The organism is Brevundimonas sp. ALps5 (assembly GCF_058681645.1).
This window is the reverse complement of the sequence record NZ_CM178744.1, coordinates 2,650,425-2,669,031: the sequence shown is the minus strand read 5'-3', so window position 1 is coordinate 2,669,031 and position 18,607 is coordinate 2,650,425. Positions and strand designations below refer to the sequence as shown.

Annotated in this window: 19 protein-coding genes; 5 read left to right on the top strand and 14 right to left on the bottom strand. The window is 68.5% G+C overall.

The genetic code is table 11. From position 1 onward, the window contains the following. Positions 1-66 precede the first annotated feature (66 nt). The 7 genes from ACW172_RS12840 to ACW172_RS12810 all read right to left on the bottom strand — a co-directional run bounded on the left by ACW172_RS12840 (position 67) and on the right by ACW172_RS12810 (position 5,354). On the bottom strand, positions 67-897 hold the full coding sequence (locus tag ACW172_RS12840; RefSeq protein ID WP_492031834.1) for a flagellin: 831 nt from the start codon (positions 895-897) through the stop codon (positions 67-69). Positions 898-1,051: 154 nt separating this feature from the next. Beyond that, entirely contained in the window at positions 1,052-1,336 is a 285-nt protein-coding gene (locus ACW172_RS12835) for a flagellar protein FlaG (protein ID WP_492031833.1), read from the bottom strand. Positions 1,337-1,424: 88 nt separating this feature from the next. Further along, positions 1,425-2,258 (bottom strand): flagellin, encoded by an 834-nt coding sequence (locus ACW172_RS12830; RefSeq protein ID WP_492031832.1) that lies wholly within the window; start codon positions 2,256-2,258, stop codon positions 1,425-1,427. A 375-nt stretch (positions 2,259-2,633) separates the two neighbouring features. Continuing rightward, positions 2,634-2,918: a hypothetical protein gene (locus ACW172_RS12825; protein ID WP_492031831.1), complete on the bottom strand. Its 285-nt coding sequence runs from the start codon at positions 2,916-2,918 to the stop codon at positions 2,634-2,636. Next, positions 2,915-3,070: a hypothetical protein gene (locus tag ACW172_RS12820; protein ID WP_492031830.1), complete on the bottom strand. Its 156-nt coding sequence runs from the start codon at positions 3,068-3,070 to the stop codon at positions 2,915-2,917. The genes ACW172_RS12825 and ACW172_RS12820 overlap by 4 nt, the downstream gene beginning before the upstream one ends. A gap of 5 nt (positions 3,071-3,075) precedes the next feature. Then, the gene (locus ACW172_RS12815) at positions 3,076-4,569 is read right to left on the bottom strand and encodes a DUF2793 domain-containing protein (protein ID WP_492031829.1); all 1,494 of its coding nucleotides are present in this window, start codon (positions 4,567-4,569) and stop codon (positions 3,076-3,078) included. Positions 4,570-4,880: 311 nt separating this feature from the next. Next, entirely contained in the window at positions 4,881-5,354 is a 474-nt protein-coding gene (locus ACW172_RS12810) for a DUF4112 domain-containing protein (RefSeq protein ID WP_492031828.1), read from the bottom strand. 67 nt (positions 5,355-5,421) lie between these two features. On the opposite strand from ACW172_RS12810, the gene ACW172_RS12805 reads away from it, so the two are divergent. After that, entirely contained in the window at positions 5,422-6,453 is a 1,032-nt protein-coding gene (locus ACW172_RS12805; RefSeq protein WP_492031827.1) for an endonuclease/exonuclease/phosphatase family protein, read from the top strand. Here the strand turns inward: ACW172_RS12805 and ACW172_RS12800 are convergent. From ACW172_RS12800 to ACW172_RS12775, 6 genes are read right to left on the bottom strand one after another with little or no spacing between them, the layout of a single operon-like run. Further along, a complete protein-coding gene (locus ACW172_RS12800; RefSeq protein WP_492031826.1) occupies positions 6,413-7,633 on the bottom strand; it encodes a CCA tRNA nucleotidyltransferase in 1,221 nt (406 codons plus the stop codon). The genes ACW172_RS12805 and ACW172_RS12800 overlap by 41 nt on opposite strands. Further along, positions 7,630-8,292, bottom strand: a complete 663-nt coding sequence (locus ACW172_RS12795) for a CoA pyrophosphatase (protein ID WP_492031825.1) — start codon at positions 8,290-8,292, stop codon at positions 7,630-7,632. The genes ACW172_RS12800 and ACW172_RS12795 overlap by 4 nt, the downstream gene beginning before the upstream one ends. Further along, positions 8,289-8,846, bottom strand: coding sequence for a DUF1285 domain-containing protein (locus ACW172_RS12790; protein WP_492031824.1), 558 nt, complete (start codon positions 8,844-8,846; stop codon positions 8,289-8,291). The genes ACW172_RS12795 and ACW172_RS12790 overlap by 4 nt, the downstream gene beginning before the upstream one ends. A gap of 40 nt (positions 8,847-8,886) precedes the next feature. Further along, entirely contained in the window at positions 8,887-9,381 is a 495-nt protein-coding gene (locus tag ACW172_RS12785) for a GNAT family N-acetyltransferase (RefSeq protein WP_492031823.1), read from the bottom strand. A 33-nt stretch (positions 9,382-9,414) separates the two neighbouring features. Beyond that, positions 9,415-10,191 (bottom strand): enoyl-CoA hydratase, encoded by a 777-nt coding sequence (locus ACW172_RS12780; RefSeq protein ID WP_492031822.1) that lies wholly within the window; start codon positions 10,189-10,191, stop codon positions 9,415-9,417. Continuing rightward, positions 10,188-11,306 carry an MBL fold metallo-hydrolase gene (locus ACW172_RS12775; protein WP_492031821.1) on the bottom strand — a complete coding sequence of 373 codons (1,119 nt, stop codon included), beginning with the start codon at positions 11,304-11,306 and terminating at the stop codon, positions 10,188-10,190. The genes ACW172_RS12780 and ACW172_RS12775 overlap by 4 nt, the downstream gene beginning before the upstream one ends. Positions 11,307-11,451: 145 nt before the next feature. On the opposite strand from ACW172_RS12775, the gene ACW172_RS12770 reads away from it, so the two are divergent. The 4 genes from ACW172_RS12770 to ACW172_RS12755 all read left to right on the top strand — a co-directional run bounded on the left by ACW172_RS12770 (position 11,452) and on the right by ACW172_RS12755 (position 14,835). Next, complete coding sequence (locus ACW172_RS12770; protein WP_492031820.1) at positions 11,452-12,435, top strand: hypothetical protein; 984 nt, start codon at positions 11,452-11,454, stop codon at positions 12,433-12,435. A gap of 89 nt (positions 12,436-12,524) precedes the next feature. After that, positions 12,525-13,331: an exodeoxyribonuclease III gene (gene xth / locus ACW172_RS12765; protein WP_492031819.1), complete on the top strand. Its 807-nt coding sequence runs from the start codon at positions 12,525-12,527 to the stop codon at positions 13,329-13,331. Then, complete coding sequence (locus ACW172_RS12760) at positions 13,331-13,846, top strand: hypothetical protein (protein WP_492031818.1); 516 nt, start codon at positions 13,331-13,333, stop codon at positions 13,844-13,846. Before xth ends, ACW172_RS12760 begins: the two co-directional genes overlap by 1 nt. Before the next feature lie 77 nt (positions 13,847-13,923). Next, positions 13,924-14,835 (top strand): cobalamin biosynthesis protein CbiG, encoded by a 912-nt coding sequence (locus ACW172_RS12755; RefSeq protein WP_492031817.1) that lies wholly within the window; start codon positions 13,924-13,926, stop codon positions 14,833-14,835. A gap of 245 nt (positions 14,836-15,080) precedes the next feature. Here the strand turns inward: ACW172_RS12755 and ACW172_RS12750 are convergent, their stop codons facing one another. Next, entirely contained in the window at positions 15,081-18,380 is a 3,300-nt protein-coding gene (locus ACW172_RS12750) for a TonB-dependent receptor domain-containing protein (RefSeq protein ID WP_492031816.1), read from the bottom strand. Between the last annotated feature and the right edge of the window lie 227 nt (positions 18,381-18,607).

Sequence of the window (18,607 nt, the reverse complement as noted above, 5' to 3'; positions counted from 1 at the left end):
ATGCGCCGCGCCGCCGTCCGGGTCCGGTGATGATCGGGGCGCCTCAGCCGAAGCGCTGAACCGGTCTTACTGGAACAGCTTGAGGATGACCTGCGGCGACTGGTTCGCGATCGACAGCGATTGCGCGCCGAGCTGCTGCTGAACCTGCAGGGCCTGCAGGCGGGCGCTTTCCTTGGCCAGGTCGGCGTCCACCAGATTGCCGATGCCCGATTCCAGCGTATCCGTCAGCTTGGACACGAAGGTGTTGTGGGCCTCGATCTGCTTGGCCTGCGAGCCGAGCGCGCCGAGTGCGGCGTTCACCGCCGTGATCGAGGCATCCAGCTTGTTCAGGGCGGTGGTCGCCCCGGTCAGGGTCATCAGGGTGTCGTTGAGACCCAGGCTCAGGATCGAGCCAGACAGGCTCAGGTTCTGGGTCGACAGGGTCACGAAGGCGCTGGCGTCGGCGTTGGCGAGGAACTTCAGGCCGGTCGGCAGGGAGCCGTTCAGAACGTTGCCGCCGTCGAAATTGGCGTTGTCGACCGCCGACTGAATCGCCTTCAGCAGGGCCGTGAAGTCCGCATCCAGCAGTTGGCGCGACTGGGTCTTCAGCGACGGATCCTTGGCCGCGACGACCTTTTCCTTGAGCTGATTGAGCAGGTCCGAGATCGATTCGCCGGCCGAGCGGGCGACGTCGGCGATCGAGGTCGCGCGGTCCAGGCTCGACTTCACCGCCCCCAGGGCCCCGACGTCGGCGCGCTGGCTCTGGGCAATGGCCCAGACCGCGGCATTGTCCTTGGCCCCCTGGACCTTCAACCCGGTGCTGATGCGGCCTTGCACGTCCGTCAGCTTGTTGTTGGTCGTGGTCAGGTTCTGCAGCGCGATCGCGGCTGCGGAATTGGTAAGGACGCTGTTGCTCATCGTTTTGAAAGCCCCGAAATGTACCGGGCAGCTTATGGTTAACAAGTGAGCGGATGGTTAACGCGCGATAACCACGCATTTTAACCACGTCAGGGGCTCCCTGCGTGGCGAAGGCGATGTCGCGATCCTGACGCCGAAGCGTCCGTTTCGGTCCTCAGGCGGTGGTGTCGATCACCGATCCCGCGTCGTATTTCCTGGCTTCCGCCATGCGGATGACCTGTTCCCGCGGGAACTGGCGGACGATCTCGCCGGTGGTGCTGTCCATGGTCTTGTAGATGAACGACCCGATGGTCGGGCCTTCCTCGATCACCAGCCGGTACTGGGCGGCCTGCTCGATTTCACTGGAGGCTTTGGCGATGGAGGTTTCGCTTCCGGGTGCTGCGGCGGGCGCGGCGGCCGGGGCGGGGATTACAAGACTCAGCTTCGCATTGGTTTCCATGACTCCCTAGGCCGAGGTCTGTTCGGCTCCCTGATAAGGATGAAGGGTCAAGGTCGGGCGGGACCGAAGCCCCGCCCTTCCGAGAGTATTAGCGGAACAGGCCCAGCAGGACCGACGTCGACTGGTTGGCGATCGACAGAGCCTGCACACCCAGCTGTTGCTTGGTTTGCAGCGACTGCAGACGAGCGCTTTCCTTGGCGAGGTCGGCGTCGACCAGGTTGCCAACGCCGGCTTCCATGGCGTCCGACAGCTTGCCGACGAACGTAGCATGGGTTTCGAGCGACTTGGCGCCGGTGCCCAGGCGAGCCAGGGAGGCGGAGACCTTGTCGATCGAGGCGTTGACCAGACCCAGGGCCGTGGTGGCCAGGGTCGCGGTGCCGATGGTGGTAGCCGCCGCGACGGTGACGTTGGCGCCGCCCAGCGAGAGGTCTTCACCGGCGACCTTGATGGTCGAACCGGTGGTGTTCGAGAGCGCCTTGTAGCCGGCGGTGCCCGTGGAGTTATCCAGCAGGTTGATGCCGTTGAACTTGGCGTTGGTGACCACGGTGGTGATCTGATCGCGGATCGCCTTGAAGTCTTCGTTCAGGGCGCTGCGCGAAGCCGTCGACAGCGACTTGTCAGTCGCGGCCAGGGCTTTTTCCTTCAGCTGGCCCAGCAGGTCGGAGACCGACTCGCCGGCAGCGATGGAGACGTCCACGGCGGACGAACCACGGGACAGGGAGTCCTTGACGGCGCCCAGAGCCGAGATTTCCGAACGCTGACCTTGGGCGATAGCCCAGATAGCGCCGTTGTCTTTCGCGGAGTTGACCTTCTTGCCGGTGTTGATACGCGACTGGACGACGCCCAGTTCGTTGTTCGTGGCATTCAGGTTCTGCAGGGCGACGAGGGCGCCCGAGTTCGTGTTCACGCTGTTCAGCGCCATGACGAAAGTCCTTCTTTCAAGGTTGCCGACCGCCATTTTAGCCGTCGGGAGCATTTTGCTCGGAGACACCCGCAGCAAGGGCCGCGCCAGACACCGCCGTTCGGCTTCGGACCCGTGCCAAAGCCCACCGTCGTTGATTTTCTTACGGTACTTTCGCTTAACCACGCTTCGGACCCGGCAAGCCCTGCCGGGTGAAAGCGACGACGACGGCAAAAACTGCCGGGAACCGGGCAGGTTTTGCCGGGGGCGGGTCGGGGAAATGGCCGGACGCCGTGAAAACGGGGCGCCAAACCGTGCCAAACCGTGCCAACGCCTTCATCAGTCCACGGACAGGCAGCCGGAAAGCGCATCCGTCCGGGTCCTGAGCGATCGGGATCACCGACGCGCGCCTATCCGCAACTTCACCTCGGCCAGAAGCTGGATGAGCTGCTGGGCAGTCGGGGCGACGAGGTAGAGAACCAGCAGCAGGCCCATCAGCCCCATCAGCCCGTCGGCGATGCGCGGCAGGACGTCGGGCGTCGCCGAGCGCACCACCCCGGCCAGCAAAAGCCAGAGACCGGCGCTGACGCTGAAGACATAGATCCGTCGCCAGAGCCAGCGGCCTTCGGCGAGCGGCGGCGGGACCTGGGGTGGGTTCGGCGGAATCCGGGCATCGGTCATCGGTCGTCGTCCTTGTCGGGGTCTGTCAGGGGGCCGCGATGCCGGCCGTCAGGGCCGAGGCAGGCGTCGCGGTCGTCGCGGGAGAGGCGGCGCGGCGCCTCGAAGGTCTCCGGATCGAGCAACTCGGTCTCGGGCGGGACATCGGGAAACATGGTCGTCATCCGATCGCCGTCAGCCGGACCAGGCCCGCGCCCCCTGCCCCGCCGGCGCCCGAGGCGGTCACGCCCGCGCCGCCACCGCCGCCGCCCGCCGCCGCCCCTCCGGCCGCGCCCGCGTAGCCGGTCGTCGTCGAGGCCCCGCCGCCGCCGCCGCCGCCCGCGCCCCAGGACCGTGCGGGCGTCGAGGCCGCCGCCCCCGCGGTTCCTGCCGCGCCGCTGCCGCCCGCACCGCCGTTCGCCGGGGTGGCCAGACTGCCGCCCGCGCCGCCCGCGCCCCCTGCCCGCACCGTATTGGTCGAATCCAGACCGCCGCCCGCCCCGCCGCCGCCCGAGCCGTCCGGCCGGGTCAGGGCCGCGCCGGCCGCCGAGGTCGCCGTGACCGAGGCCGCCCCGCCGCCGTTCGAGGCCGGGAAGCCCGCCCCGCCCGCGCCGCCGGCCCCGGACGCGGCGCTTCCGCCTGTTCCTCCGGAACCACCGGGCGCGCTGAGCAGGGTGACGCCGCCGCTGGCCACGGCGCTGGTCCCTCCGGCGCCGCCTGTATTGCCGGTCCCCGAGGCGACCGAGGCCCCCGCCGTCCCGGCCGCGCCGACGGTGACGGTCAGGGTGGAGGCCAGGTCGGCTGTGGCCCAGGCCGCCGTGCAGGCGCCGCCCGCCCCGCCCCCGCCGCCGCCGAACCGACTGGCGCCCGATGCCCCCGCGCAGCCCGAGCCCCCGCCCCCGCCGCCGCCCACGACGACGGCCTCGATCCGCCGCGCCCAGGCGGGCACGGTCCAGGTCGCGCCGCTGGTCAGGACCGTGGTCTCCACCCGACCGCAGCCGGTCGGGAAGGCCGCCGCCCCCGTTGAGCGATCCACCGTCAGGGCCGTGCGCCAGGTCGAACCGTCGGCGCTGACCTTCAGCGTCAGGTCGTCATCGCCGATCAGGCCCAGTTCGGCCCGGCCGCCCCAGTTGCTCTGGAACAGCAGGGACAGGACATCGGCCGCCGCCTCCTTGTTGAAGGTCATGCGCAGATCGCCGTCGCCGCCGTCGCCCGCGTTGACCGCGGTCCACAGGGCCTTGTTGATCCGCGCGGCGAAGGGATTGGTCGCGTCCGCCGTGGTGTTGAGCCCCAGCCGCGTCAGGCCCTGAACCGCGCCCAGCCTCTGGCCCAGCGTCACCCAGCTCGCCCCGTCGCGCAGGACGAAGACGTCCTCGTCGGCGATCCAGACGAGGGTTCCGTCGGGAACGGCGATCGCCGCCCAGGCGCCGGCCTCGAACCGCATCAGATCGCCGGTCGCGCGGCCGACCCAGACCGCCCCCGTGGGCGAGGCCGGCAGGATGTAGAGGGCGCCGTCGGCGGGAGTGGCCGGCTGGGCCGCCGTCGACCGGCTGACCGCCCGCGCCTGAACCAGGGCGTCGAGCCGGGTCAGGGCCTCATTGAGGGTCACATGTTTCTGAAGCTGGCCGGCGGCCAGATAGGGCAGGCCCAGGCGGGCGCTGAGGTCGTCGCTCATTTCCGATCTCCATGATTGAGGAGATCAGTGTCGGCGCGGCCCGAACCCGGGCGGGCTCAGACCCGTGCTGTCAGCGCAAACCCGGGAAATCAACGGCATTGCGATCGGGAATTGCGCGCGCAGCCCGGATCGGGCGTCTGCAATTTCGTTGAAAGGGGGTGCGGGGAGACCGTTGGAAGGGCTCTTGTGGTCTCCCCGCTGACCGGGACGCGGCTGTCAGGACCGCTCGGGGGGTGGGCCCCCGCACGCCCGGTCGCGTCAGCTACGGCGAGAGTGTTCGCCCGGATGCGGGGGCGTGTCGAAAAATTCGATCAGTCATGCAGATAGACGACACGTTTGAGCGACCTGTCGCCACGCACCGTCTCCAGATGGCGCTCGTGCTCACCCGAGGCCCGGGCGTCGCGCTCGGACCCTTCGACCCAGTGGGTGGAGGCGATGTCCTTCTGCAGGGCCTTGGCCGCCAGCAGGTGTCCGGGGAAGAGAACGTCGACCACATCGGCCGGCAGGAAGAAGGCCTCGCCCGTCAGGGTCGTGACCGTATCCAGCCCCAGCCAGGTCGCCATCTGCAGCATCGTCGAGGGCGAGGCCTTGGCGCGCGTGGCCTGGATCAGCAGCCAGCCGGCGGCGCCGACCGTATAGGCCAGACCCACCCCCGGCACGAAGGCCAGCAGACCATCCAGCCCGATGCCGAACGGGCCGATGCCGACCGCCCGGTCCGAGAGCTTTTTGACGCCCTCGACATTGGACCAGATTTTCTCGATATCCTTGATCGTCCGCCTGGCCATCTTCCCTCCGCAGCGGATACCCAACGCCCCACCACGAACAGCGTTCACCATAAAAAGGCAAGGACGTATGCCCAAGCTGCTGTCCGATCGTGGACCCGAGCACCAGCCGATCAGCTGGACGATGCGCGGGCCGGACGGATGGACGGTCCTGAAACGGGTCGCGACGATCCTGGCGCTGGGTATCCTGGTCCCGCCGCTGATCATCGGCGTGGCGGCGCTGAGCGGCATCGGACATCGCTGGGTCGATATCCTGGCCCAGTTCCCGGCCCCGGCCCTGATCCTGACAGCGATCTTCGTGGTTCTGCTGGTGATCTTGCGTCTGCGGCTCGCGGCGGGAGCGGGGGCGGTGGTCGTTCTGGTGCTGACCGTGGCCCTCTGGCCCCAGGCCATGGCGGATCGGGGCAAGCCGAAGGCGGGCGCGCCGGTTCTGACCCTCTATTCGGCCAATCTGCTGGTCACCAACACCAATGTCGCGGCGGTGAAGGCCTCGGTCGAGGCGGCGAACCCCGACATCGTCATCCTGATCGAGGCGCCGCTGGTCGTCAGCGAACATGCGAACGACCTGTTTCCCCAGTATCCGCATCGGCTGAGATCGCCCTGGCCCGGCTTCGGCGCCGGGACCTCGGGCAATATGATCCTGTCGCGCTGGCCCCTGACGCCCGGCAATCTGCGGGCTCCGGGCCTGAGCTATGCCCTGGCCAAGGTTGAGACGCCGCTGGGGCCGCTGAATGTCGTGGGCGTGCACATGACCCGGCCCTGGCCGTTCCAGTTCCAGTGGGGCCAGCTGACCCAGGCCATGACCCTGAACACCCTGGTCAGGAAGCTGGACGGGCCGGTGATCGTGGCGGGCGACTTCAACAGCGTCTCCAGCGCCCGGGTCGGCCGCCAGATCCAGTCGGACATCGGACTGAAGGCCAATCCGGGCTGGCCCGGCACCTGGCCCTCGGCGGCGCCGGCGGTGTTCGGCTTCACCATCGATCAGGTCTACCGGACGCCCGATCTGGCCGTGGTCGGCCGCAAGATCGGAAAGCGGACCGGATCCGACCACCGGCCGGTGATCACCCGCCTGACGCTGGCAGAGCCTCAATCAGCGCCTTGAGCCTTTCGGCATGGCCGTGGTCGGGAAAGTCGTCGGCGATCCAGCCGTTCTCAAACGCCGCCAGCACCTGACCCGTCAAAGGTCCCGCCGCCAGACCCGCCGCCGCCACCTGACGCCCGCCCACGGGCAGACGCGGGACCGGCCAGCGGTCGGCAAGGTCCAGCAGGGCCGCGCCGGCGCCGGGTCGGTTGGTTTGGGCCTCGGCCCTGAGCACCCGGTCGGCGAAGGTCGGCTTGCCCAGACGATAGATCAGGGCCCGGGCCGCGCGGGCGTCCGTGGCCAGCTCGACCTCTCCGCCCGCCGCCGCCAGCAGCCGGTCGCGCATGGCGTTGGGCAGGCGCAGACGTTTCGCGGCCGCCTCGACCTTCGCCGGATCGGACGACAGCAGGGCTGAAAGCTTCAGGGCCGGGTCGTCGGCCAGGCCGACCATGACCTCGAAGGCGGCGACCTCCCCGGCTTCGGGCAGGATGCGGGCCAGCACGCCCGCCCCCGCCATGGCCCGGACCGCCGGTCGCGGATCGGGCGCGGCCAGCAGCTTGAGCAATTCCTTGGACACCCGCTCGGCCGAGAGCCGGATCATGCCCTCGGACAGGTCGGCGCAGGCCTTGAGCCCCGCCGCATCGGGTTCGCCCCGGCCGTACCAGGCGAAGAAGCGGAAGAAGCGCAGGATGCGCAGATAGTCCTCGCGGATGCGGGTCTCGGGCTCGCCGACAAAGACGATGCGGCCCTCGCGCGCGTCCTCGACGCCCTGCCCCGTCGGATCGAACACCTGCCCCTCAGCGTCGGCATAAAGGGCGTTCAGGCGGAAGTCGCGGCGCGCGGCGTCCTCGGCCCAGTCGTCGGTGAAGGCGACGGTGGCGTTCCTGCCGTCGGTCGAGACGTCGCGTCGCAGGGTGGTGATCTCATAGGGTCGCCCTTTCGACACCGCCGTCACCGTGCCGTGGGCGAGACCGGTCGGTACGACCTTCAGCCCGGCCTTCTGCAGGGCCGCCATGGCCGCCTCGGGCAACAGGCGGGTGGCCAGATCCAGATCGTCGACCGTCTGGCCCATCAGGGCGTTGCGGATGCAGCCGCCGACGAAGCGGGCGCAGTCGGGACCGCCGACGGCCTCCAGCGCGTCGAGCACAGCCCGGGTGGCCGGGTCGGTCAGCCAGGGTTGGTCGGAGACGGACGCGCTCACGCCGCGTCCTCGGCGGCGGCGGCCTCCGGGTCGGGGACGTCCTCATAGAGCCGGTCGTGCAGGGCGCGGATCATCCCGGCGGTGACGCCCCAGATGTAGCGATTCTCGAACGGCATGGCCCAGAACCAGCGGCGCGGGCCCTCGGGTGGGTCCATATGGCCGCGCTGGTGATTGGAGACGTTCATCAGGAAGTCCCACGGGACCTCGAAGATGTCGGCGACCTCCCCGTCCTGGGCCGTCAGCGCGGGCGCCGAGGCGATCCAGCCGATCACCGGGGTGATCAGAAAGCCCGTGCCGGTGCGATAGGCGGGCATGAGGCCCAGCACCTCGACGGCGGCGGGGTCGAGCCCGACCTCTTCATTCGCCTCGCGCAGGGCGGTCTGGACGGCGGTCTCGCCCGCCTCGTGGCGGCCGCCGGGGAAGGCGATCTGGCCCGAGTGGCTGGTCAGGGTGTCGGCGCGGCGGGTCAGGAGGACGGTCGCCCCGTCGGCATGGGCGATGACCGGCACCAGCACCGCCGCCGGCTTCAGCGGCTTGCCGTCCGGCGTCAGACCCGGATTGAGGTCGAAGTCCGAGCGTTCGGCGTCGGCGTCCGGCCGCCAGCTCTCGGGCGAATGCAGGCGCTCGATCAGCCGCGCCTTCAGGGAAGCGAGGCTCATTCCACCCCCGCCCCGACCGGCCCCAGGGGGAAGCGCTGGCCCGCCGACGTCACCGTCAGCCGCCCGTCGACCACCTCGGCCATCTCGACCAGATCATAGAAGACGGTGCGGGCGATGCGGGCCTCGAGGTCGGCGCGAACCCGGATGCGGGGCGCGGGTTCGCCGGTGACGGGGTCGGTCTCCACCACGATGGGATGCTCGGCGTCGGCCAGGACCTCGTCGCCGACGTCGGTGGTGAAGGCGAGCCCCTCCTCGCGCTGTTCCATGGTCACGGCGCGGAACGGCAGGTCCTCGACGCGAATCTTCATCTTCTCGACGGGGGTGACCAGATGATAGCCGTCCGGGTCGAGGCGCAGCACGGTGGAGAACAGCCGCACCAGCTCCTTGCGGCCGATGGGCGAGCCCTCATGCATCCAGACGCCGTCGGCGCGGATCAGGATGTCGATGTCGCCGCAGTGTTCGGGATGCCAGAGATGCACCGGCGGCAGGCCCCGGCCCGGCGCCTGCTTCGCGGCGGCGGCGATACCCGCCAGTCCTGTCGGTTGATCCGTCATACCCCGACTTAAGCGCGCCGGGACCGCGCGGCAAACCCGTTCAGGAGGCGGGCGTGACGGGGCCGGAGGGAACCGGCTGCGTGATCGGCAGCCACATGACCCGGCGGCGGTCGGCCGGGCCGGGCAGGATGGCGTCCGGCGCGGGCAGGAAGCCGAAGCGCTCGAAATAAGGCGGATCGCCGATCAGCAGGACGCCGCCGACGCCGTCCTGACGCGCCGCCTCGACACAGGCCGTGACCAGATCGCCGCCCAGCCCGCCCTTGCGGCAGCTCGCATCGACGGTGATGGGCCCCAGAAAGACGGCCGGAACCTCGCCGACCTGGACCGCCCACAGATGCACCGAGCCGACGATGCGGTCCTCATCGCGGGCGACGAGACCCAGGGTCATGCGAGCGTGTTCGCGAATCCGCTCGGCCGTCTTGGCGTAGCGGCCCGGGCCGAAGGCGGCCAGAACCAGCGCCTCGACCGCGGCGCGGTCGGACGGCAGTTCCGGCGTGATGGCCAGAGACGTGTTGCGAAGGGCGGCGGCGGTCATGGCGCGCGCACCTAGGCTTTTAGTGTGACGGGTTCAACCGGCTTTCGAGAAATCCGGCGCCCGCTTCTGGCTGAAGGCCATGAAGGCCTCCATCGCTTCGGGGCTGGAGAGCTGCGATCCGAAGGCCTCGCCTTCGCGCTGCATAAGGGCCCAGATCTGTTCGGCGTCGCGCATCAACCGCTTGGTCTTGCGGATGGAATTGGGCGCGCGGGCCGCCAGTTTCGCGACCAGACCATCGGCGACGGCCTCGACCTCAGCGGCCGGCACGCAGCGGTTGGCCAGACCCCAGGCGAAGGCGGTCTTGCCGTCGATGGGTTCGCCGAGGGCGAACATCTCGAAGGCCCGCTGATGGCCCATGACCATCGGCAGCAGCATGGAGGACGCCGCCTCGGGCGCCAGGGCCAGGTTGACGAAGGGCGTCGACAGAAGCGCATCCTCGGCGACCACGACCAGATCGCAATGCAGCAGCAGGGTCACCCCGATGCCGACCGCGCGGCCGCGCACCGCCGCCACCGCCGGCTTGTCCAGCTCGGCCAGGCTCTTGAGGAAGCGGAAGACGGGGGCGTCCAGCATCTGACCGCCGCCGCTGGTCCCGATGGCGATGAAGTCGGCGATGTCGTTGCCGGCGGAGAAGCTGTCGCCCTCGGCCTTGAACACCAAAACCCGCACGGCGGCGTCGGTCTGGGCCCGCTCCGTCGCCTCGGCGAGGGCGGCGTACATGGCCTGGGTGATGGCGTTCTTCTTCTCGGCCCGCGCCAGGGTGACGGTCAGGACGCCGTCGTTGAGTTCGGTGCGGATGGGGTCGCTCATGCGGTCGTTTCCTCTTCGGGATCGATCCCGATTTCAGTGTCGGTTCGGGTCGCCGTCCACCAGTCGACGCCGTCGGCGTCGCGCTCGCGGCGGGCGCGCCCCTGCGCTTCCAGATAGTTGAGGTGGGCCATGCTCTCACCCGTCGCCATGCCGAAGACGCCGTCACCGATCGGGCGGGCGAACAGGCTGGAGAAGACGTCGATGGCGCGGCGCGGCTCGCGCAGGGCGCGCTCAAGCCGGGTCAGGCCGGCGTGATGCCCCTTGGTCAGGGCGTCGAGCCGCGTATGGACGCCGGTGAACGGCTCGCCGTGCGACGGCAGGACGAAGGCGTTCTCCGGCAGGAGGGCGCGCAGCTTCGACAGCGAGGCCAGCCAGTCGCCCAGCGGGTCCTGCAAGGGCTCCGTCGGCCAGACCGAGACGTTGGACGAGATGCGCGGCAGAATCTGGTCGCCCGACAGGAAGACGTCGTCGGACTTGCGCCACAGGCAGACATGTTCGGGGCAATGGCCGTTGCCGACGACCACGGTCCAGACGTCGCCGCCGATCTCGATCTCATCGCCCTCGCTGAGCCGCTGATAGCTCTGGGGCATGGGATAGACGCCCTTGCCGAAGCGGCCGAACTCGCGCCGCCAGCCGTCGATGCGTTCGTCGTCCCAGCCCGCCGCGCGGAAAAAGGTCTCGCCCTCAGCCGGCGCCGGGCCGGTGTCCGCGACCAGCATCCGGGCGGTGACATACTCCAGCCGCGACATCAGCAGCGGGACCTTGAACCGCTCGCACAGCCAGCCGGCCAGGCCCAGGTGGTCGGGATGCATATGGGTGCAGATCACCCGTTTGACCGGCTTGCCCCCGAGCGGGCCCGCGAACGCCGCTTCCCACCCCGCGATCGAGGCCTTGGTGTAGAGGCCGGTGTCGACCAGGGTCCAGCCGTCGCCATCGGCGAGCGCATAGACATTGATGTGGTCCAGCGACATCGGCAGGGGCAGGCGCAGCCACAGCACCCCGGCCGCGGCCTCGACCGCCTCACCGGGAACGGGCGGCGCGCCGAGCGGATAGGTCAGGCCCCGTTCGGTACGGGGTCCGGACGCCGTCTCCGTCACGGTCACGCCATCAGCCAAGTCAGTCTCCAATCGAAACGCTGCACATAAACCCATCCGCCGAGCCCCGTCCAGAGACGGCGCCCCTTGCGCAGGGAAACGCGCCTTGACCGCGCCCCGCAGGCGGGTCAATGCAGTCACGACCTGTTCTGCCCGGAGCTTTCCCGTGTTCAATCGAAACCTGCTCGTCGCCTTCTGTTCAGCGGTCCTGTGTCTGGCGGGCGTCGCGCCGGCCATGGCCCAGACCACCACCCCCGCGCCGTCGGGCACCGCCACCGGAACCGGTCCGCGCGGCGAACAGGTGCTGCCCGGCCGCATCGGCGGCGGCCGCAGCGTCTCCACCAATCGCGCCTCCGCCCCGCAACGCGGACGCAACGCCCCCAGCCCCGAGCAGATCAAGGCAAGCGCTCAGGAGCTGGCCACCGCCGCCAACACCGGCTGCACCGTCACCGAGGCGGCCCTGCGCGGCGACAACGCGGAACACCAACACGTTTATGAAGCCGCCTGCAGCACGGGCCCGGGTTTCATCCTGATCGGCGCCACGCCGCCCCAGGGTTATGACTGCGTCGTCCTGTTCGGCCAGGCCGACACGAGCCGCTCGCGCGACCCCGCCGCCGATGTGGGCCTGCAGTGCCAGCTTCCGGCCAACAACAACGTCCTGGCCGTCGTCACCGGCTACGCCCACGAAGCCGGCGTGAGCTGCACGGTCGATCAGGGCAGCGCCGTCGGCAAATCGTCGGGCGACAACGTCGTTTACGAGGTCGGCTGCGCCGGCACGGACGGCTATCGCATCGAGAAGACCGCGACCGGCTGGTCCAAGACCGAATGCATCAAGCTCGGCCATTCCGACGCCTGCAAATACTCCACCCCCGACGAGCAGATCGCCTCGCTGAAGGCCTTCCTCGCCAGCGGCCAGACCCCGGCGTGCGACGTCAACGGCGCCCGCTACATGGGCGCCAACGCCAACGGCTCCTTCTATGAAGCCAAGTGCGCCGGCGCCGACGGCTTTATCGTGCGCTTCAACAACGAGATGGCGGTTCAGCAGGCCTACCCCTGCGCCACCGCCCAGCGCATCGGCGGTGGCTGCACCCTGACGCCGGCTCCGGCCGCGGCCCCGGCCCCGGCCGCCGCGCCCACGACCCAGCGGTAAGAAGCATCACAGACGACGCCTTCAAGGGCCGCCTCGCGAAAGCGGGGCGGCCCTTTCGCTTTCGGACGGATCGCCCTAGCCTCGCAGCCATGCGTATCGCCACCTGGAATGTGAACTCGGTCAACGCCCGTCTGCCGACGGTGCTGGCCTGGCTTGAGGCGGCCGCGCCCGATGTCGTCTGCTTCCAGGAGATCAAGACGATCGACGAGAAATTCCCGCGCGAAGAGTTCGAGCGGCTGGGCTACAACGTCGAGACCCACGGCCAGAAGACCTACAACGGCGTGGCCATCCTCTCGAAATTCCCCCTCAGCGACATCCGGCGCGGCCTGCCCGGAGCGGAGGGCGCGGGGCCCGACGGCGCCGACGACGATCAGGCGCGCTATATCGAGGCTCTGGTCGAGGCGCCGGTCCCGGTGCGGGTCGGGGCCATCTATCTGCCCAACGGCAATCCGGTGGGCACCGGCAAGTTTCCGTACAAGCTGGCCTGGTTCGACCGGCTGAACGCCCACGCCCGCGACCTGCTGGCGCTGGAGGAGCCCTTCGTCCTGTGCGGCGACTACAACGTGATCCCCGAGCCGGTCGATGCGAAGAACCCGGCCGACTGGGTCGGCGACGCCCTGTTCCAGCCCGAGAGCCGCGCCGCCTTCAAGGCGCTGAAGTGGCTCGGTCTGTCCGAGGCCGGCGAACTGGGCGAGCAGCCCCCCGGGACCTACACCTTCTGGGACTATCAGGCCGGCGCCTGGCAGAGGAACAACGGCATCCGCATCGACTTCCACCTGCTGTCGCCCCAGGCCGCCGACCGGTTCCGGAACGTGGAGACCCACCGCGACGCCCGCGACATGGACAAGCCCTCGGACCACGTCCCTGTCGTGGTCGAACTGGCTCTCGACGCCTGATGGGCGAGGCGCTCAGGGTCATCCTGCTGGTCGGCCTCGCCGCCGCGGCCCTGACCACCGGCGCCCTGACGCTGAACTGGTGGATGGAGCCCGAGCGCCGGATGCGCCGCGCCCTGCTCAAGTCCCTGGGCGTCCAGCCGGAGGCCGAGGCCCTGTCGCCGACGGAAGGCCGGGCGGCCGGCCTCGACTTCGACGGTGGCCAGATCGCCGTCCTGTGGGACCGGGGCGCCCATGGCCTGGTCTACGGCTTCGAAGAGGTCGAGGGCGGCGAGGTCATCGTCGACGGCCACGTCCTGGCGCGCATCCGACGCGGCGAGCCGCGCAAGGCGCTGGACGTCATGGCCCCCGACGCCGAACAGGTCACCCTGCGGCTGATGTTCGCGGACGCCCGCTATCCCGAGTTCGAACTCAGCCTGTGGAACGCCGTCGCCCCGGCCCAGACGGGCTCTCCGGCCGAGGCCCTGCGTCTGGGCCGCCGCTGGCTGTCGCACCTGGAAGCGCTGTTGAAGGCCTGATCGCCCTTTCGGCGAGCGACGGGGAACGCTAGAAGCCCCCATTCCTTTCGTGCCTGAGTAATTCTGAGGAGCCCGCCGTGGCCCGCCTTTTCGACGCCTATGTGATCGCTGACTGGACCGCCGCCGAGGGCAAGAAACTCGGCGAGAACTCCGTATGGATCGGGGTGGCCAAGCGCGACGTGCGTTTCCGCCTCTATACCGAGACCCACAATGTCGCGACCCGCGCCGAGGGCGAGGCCCTGCTGGCCTCCATCCTGGCCGACCATCGCAAGCGCGGCGACCGGGTGCTGGTCGGCTTCGACTTCTCGTTGGGCTATCCCACGGGCACGGCCGCGCGCCTGAAGCTGACCGGCGAGCCGATCTGGTCGGCCATGTGGAAATTCATCGCGGCCAACATCGTCGACAAGCCGGACAACACCAACAACCGCTATCAGGTGGCGGCCAAGATGAACCGTCTCATGACGGATGAAGCCTGGCCCTTCTGGGGCTCGCCCGCCAACCAGGCGCAGCGCTGGCTGACCACGACCAAGCCGCCTGCGGGCGCCGGCGCCGACATCCCCGAATACCGCGCGACCGAGAACGCCGTGCGCAAGGGCCGGCTGCAGCCGAAGTCGAACTGGCAGATGCACGGCGCCGGCGCCGTCGGCGGCCAGACCCTGGTCGGCATCCCGGCCGTTCGCCGCCTGCTGGAGAGCCTGGGCGCCTCGGCCGCCGTCTGGCCCTTCGGCACGGGCTGGCGCGTGCTGGACGCCGCCGACGTCGAGCCCCTGTCGGTTCTGGTCGCCGAGGTCTGGCCCTCGATGTGGCCCACCACCGTCGCCGAGGGCGAGTTCAAGGATCAGGCCCAGGTGCGCACCACGGCCGTGGCCTTCGCGGAACTGGACGACAAGGGCGAGCTGGCCAAGGCCTTCGGTCCGCCGAAAGACGCCTCGCCCGAGCTGATCGAACAGGTCGAGCAGGAAGAGGGCTGGATCCTGGGCGTCCGCTAAGGCGCCCGCCCTCCTCTCTTCTCCCGACTTCAGAATGCGAAAAGGCCCGGCGGACATGGGGCGATGTCCGTCGGGCCTTCTTTTTTCGCGGGATATCCTTCTTCGCCCTTCCTGGTGCGCCCTTCTGGAAGAAAGGAGCGATCGGCTGAACGGGAGTCCCCGATCCCGACGCATCTCTCCATACGCCGGAAGTCGATGACGGGAGGCGCTGGAACGCCTCCCGTCTGGGTCTTCAGAGGTCGGGCTTACCAGGCCTTGTAGTTCAGGCCGATGAAGAAGCGGCGGCCGTAGGGGTCGAAGTTCGAGTAGAGCGTCGTGCCCAGATACGGCGCCTGTTCGGCGTCGAAGGCGTTGACCACACCGGCGCGCAGCATCAGGTCGTCGTTGACGTTGTAGCGGACGGTGAAGTCGTTGCGGACGAAGTTGCCGGTGCTCAGTTCGTTCGGCTGACGCGAGTCCATGTTGGAGACATAGTCGCGGGCGTAGACGATGTTCTGGGCCGTCTGCCAGTCGGCGGTCCAGTTCACGCTCCAGGTCTCGTTCGGCGTCCAGGTCAGCGACGAGGTCATGCGGACGCGCGGGTAGAACAGGGTTCCGGCCAGCTCGTCATAGTCCGACGGATCCGACTCGTTCAGGTACTGCTGCTGGGTGATCAGCCAGGAGCCGCCCAGCGAGTATTCCAGCTGACCGAAGTCGCGACCGAACATTTCCTCGGTGTCGATGCGGTAGCGGGCCGTGAAGTCCAGACCGCGGGTCTTGAGCGAGGCGTAGTTGAACGAACGCTCGATGAAGCCGCCGACGGCGAACGGGCTGACGCCGCCGGTCCGGAAGATGGTCGAACAGGCGTCGGCGTTCAGCGAAGGACCGTCAACGCAGTTGGCCGCCGCCGTATCGGCCGAGACCGCCGCGATCACGTCGTCGATGGTGATCTCATAGTAGTCGAGCACCAGGCTGAAGTTCGGGATGAAGCGCGGACGCAGCGCCGTCGAGAAGGTGAAGGAGTCCGACTGTTCCGGCTTCAGGTTCGGGTTGCCGCCGGCGAGACCCGCGATCCCCGAGGTGTAGTTCGGGCGGAAGTCGTCGGTGTTTTGCGGCGTGGCGCCGGCGAAGTCGAAGCTCAGCCCCTGGGCGGTCGCCAAAGCCGTACAGTTGTTGATCCGGTTGGTCTTGGTCGCCTGATCATTGACCGCCGCGATGTTGAGCGTGGTGCAGGGGTCGACGATGCCGTTGGCGAAGGTCTGGCTGTTCGGCGCGAAGTTCTCGCCCAGGTCCGGGGCGCGGAACGAGGTGTTGTAGCTGGTCTTGAAGGTGATGTCCGGGATCGGACGGTAGACCAGGTTCACGCCGTAAACGTCGCCGGTGCCGACGGTGGAGTAGTCGAACGTGCGGTATGAACCGCTCAGCTCGGCGTATTCACCCAGGAAGCTGTCGCGGAACAGCGGCACCGAAAGTTCGGCGAAGAACTCGGTGCTGTCATAGCTGGCTTCCGGGAAGTCCGGGCCCGAGTTCAGGAACAGCAGACGGCCGGCGGTGTCGCGGTCGCGGCCCGTCGCCTCGGTGGTTTCCTTACGGTATTCAGCGCCCAGGGCGAGGCCAATGGCGCCGGCGCCCCAGAAGTCCCACAGATTGCCGGAGATCGAGGCGATCCCCTGCTGCTGCTCGTTGCGCTCGGTGATGTGGATGGTCGCGTCGACGTAGTTGAGCGCGGCCTGGCTCTGGTTTCCCTTGCCGAACACGTTCAGCGGCTGGCACTCGTTGATCGAGGCGCGGCCGTAGGCGGTGTCGCGCAGGTCGCCGCCGGCGTTGGCCGAGTCGGGGTTCTGGTCGGTGACCGGACCGGCGCCCTTGGCGAGCAGCTGGGCGCGGCAGACGATCTGGCCCGGCGTGCCGTTGACGACGCCGGCGACGTCGACGACCGAGTCGATCGCCAGGGCGAAGCGTTGGCCGTCAACACCGCGCTCGCGGTTCTCGACCTCGACCTTGCCGTAGGTGTAGCCGATGTCGAAATCGAGGTTCTTGACGAAGCCGAAGTCGCCCAGATCGCCGCGAATCCCGGCGACGTAACGCTGCAGCTGGCGCGTGTTGTCCTGGGTGCGGTCCGGACCGAACATGCTGTGACGCGCGTTCTGGACCAGGATTTGCGGGCCCAGGGCGCCCGGAGCACCGGCGACCGGCGGCAGATAGGTCTGCACCAGATTGGTGCGGATCGCGTCCTTGACGTTCTGCGGCAGGAAGGCGTTGTCCGACCAGCGCAGGTCGAAGTTGTTCACTGCATAGATGTAGTTGGTTTCGTCGGCGCCGTAGGAGTTGACCAGATCGATGTCGAAGAAGGTCGGCTGGCCGACGTCGAAGGTGTCTTCGGTCACATACTTGGCTTCACCATAGGCGGTGATGCTGTCGGTGATCTTGAAGTTGGCGCCGACCTGATAGCGCTGCGATTCCGAACGGGGTACGCGCGATCCGGTCGAGAATTCGGCCGGGTTCTCGCCGTCGCCGCCGATGTTGTAGGGGCGGTTGGCGCCAGTGGCGCCGACGCGAGTGCCGAAGTTGGCGAAGCGCGCCGTCGTGCCGTCGTACCAGAAGGTCTTGCCGGGCGTGACGCCGAAGCAGTTGGAGGAGTAGCTGAAGCTACCGGCGGTGCCGCCCGGGAAGCAGTTTTCGTACGGAACGTTGGGGTTGTTCAGGTCGCTGGGCTGCTGAACATTGACAAGGGTGGTCTGACCCCAGCGCGGACGGTCGATACGGCTGACGCCGGTGAACAGGCGGGCGTCAAGGATGCCGTCGTCGGGACGGCTGGCCGGATCGGCGTCAACGCCGATGCGGACCGGGGCGCGGCGCAGCCAGTCGATGTCCAGCGAGGTGACCTCGTCGATCTTCTCGTACTCGGCGTGGGCGTAGACGTTCAGACGGTCGTCGAAGAAATTCTTGCCGATCAGCGCCGAGATGCGGCGGTTGGCCTGGCCGTCCTGGTTGATCTGGCCGTAGTTGGCGTCGATCTCGAGGCCTTCGAAGTCCTTCTTCAGGATGAAGTTCAGCACGCCGGAGACGGCGTCGGCGCCGTAAACCGACGAGGCGCCGCCGGTGACGATTTCGATGTTCTGGATCAGCAGGCGCGGGATGGTGTCGATGTCGACCGACAGCGAACCGCCCGACGAGCCGACGTGGCGACGGCCGTCGACCAGGGTCAGGGTGCGGTTCGAGCCCAGCGAGCGCAGGTTCGGCAGCGACAGGCCGCCGTCACCCAGGTTCGAGCCCGTGGTGTCCGACGGAACCACCGAGTTCGACAGGGCCGGGATGGTGGCCAGGTAGTCGATCACGGTCGACTGGCCGGTGGTCAGCAGCTGGTCCTGCGAGATCTGGATCAGCGGGGTCGGGGCATTGACGGCGTCGCGACGGATGCGCGAGCCGGTGACGACGACTTCCTCGACGGTGGTGGCGTCGTCCTGGGCGCCGGCGACCGGCTCCGGGGCGGTTTGGGCCAGGGCGGGAGCGCCCAGGGCAATGGCCGTGGTGAAGATCGTAGAGGCCAGCAAGCGGTTTCGCATAACAACCATTTCTCAAATTGAGCTGTGAAGCTCGTTCGCATCCCTGACGCAGAGACGCCGCGATGGGGACACAAACATTTCACCAAGCTGACACGTCAAGCTTGGCCATATGTGTAATTGAGGTTGTATCGACGTTATTCGAAAAAGCGTGCTTTTCATGTGTCAATAGTCGAAAAGGCCGGTTTCGTATGAAAAAGGTTATATCTCCTCATTGTGCGGACCAACTT

What these genes read in the sequence shown, in the direction of transcription:
- ACW172_RS12840 (WP_492031834.1), bottom strand. Translation starts at nt 897, where the DNA reads ATGAGCAACAGCGTCCTTACCAATTCCGCAGCCGCGATCGCGCTGCAG.
- ACW172_RS12835 (WP_492031833.1), bottom strand. Translation starts at nt 1,336, where the DNA reads ATGGAAACCAATGCGAAGCTGAGTCTTGTAATCCCCGCCCCGGCCGCC.
- ACW172_RS12830 (WP_492031832.1), bottom strand. Translation starts at nt 2,258, where the DNA reads ATGGCGCTGAACAGCGTGAACACGAACTCGGGCGCCCTCGTCGCCCTG.
- ACW172_RS12825 (WP_492031831.1), bottom strand. Translation starts at nt 2,918, where the DNA reads ATGACCGATGCCCGGATTCCGCCGAACCCACCCCAGGTCCCGCCGCCG.
- ACW172_RS12820 (WP_492031830.1), bottom strand. Translation starts at nt 3,070, where the DNA reads ATGTTTCCCGATGTCCCGCCCGAGACCGAGTTGCTCGATCCGGAGACC.
- ACW172_RS12815 (WP_492031829.1), bottom strand. Translation starts at nt 4,569, where the DNA reads ATGAGCGACGACCTCAGCGCCCGCCTGGGCCTGCCCTATCTGGCCGCC.
- ACW172_RS12810 (WP_492031828.1), bottom strand. Translation starts at nt 5,354, where the DNA reads ATGGCCAGGCGGACGATCAAGGATATCGAGAAAATCTGGTCCAATGTC.
- ACW172_RS12805 (WP_492031827.1), top strand. Translation starts at nt 5,422, where the DNA reads ATGCCCAAGCTGCTGTCCGATCGTGGACCCGAGCACCAGCCGATCAGC.
- ACW172_RS12795 (WP_492031825.1), bottom strand. Translation starts at nt 8,292, where the DNA reads ATGAGCCTCGCTTCCCTGAAGGCGCGGCTGATCGAGCGCCTGCATTCG.
- ACW172_RS12790 (WP_492031824.1), bottom strand. Translation starts at nt 8,846, where the DNA reads ATGACGGATCAACCGACAGGACTGGCGGGTATCGCCGCCGCCGCGAAG.
- ACW172_RS12785 (WP_492031823.1), bottom strand. Translation starts at nt 9,381, where the DNA reads ATGACCGCCGCCGCCCTTCGCAACACGTCTCTGGCCATCACGCCGGAA.
- ACW172_RS12780 (WP_492031822.1), bottom strand. Translation starts at nt 10,191, where the DNA reads ATGAGCGACCCCATCCGCACCGAACTCAACGACGGCGTCCTGACCGTC.
- xth (WP_492031819.1), top strand. Translation starts at nt 12,525, where the DNA reads ATGCGTATCGCCACCTGGAATGTGAACTCGGTCAACGCCCGTCTGCCG.
- ACW172_RS12760 (WP_492031818.1), top strand. Translation starts at nt 13,331, where the DNA reads ATGGGCGAGGCGCTCAGGGTCATCCTGCTGGTCGGCCTCGCCGCCGCG.
- ACW172_RS12750 (WP_492031816.1), bottom strand. Translation starts at nt 18,380, where the DNA reads ATGCGAAACCGCTTGCTGGCCTCTACGATCTTCACCACGGCCATTGCC.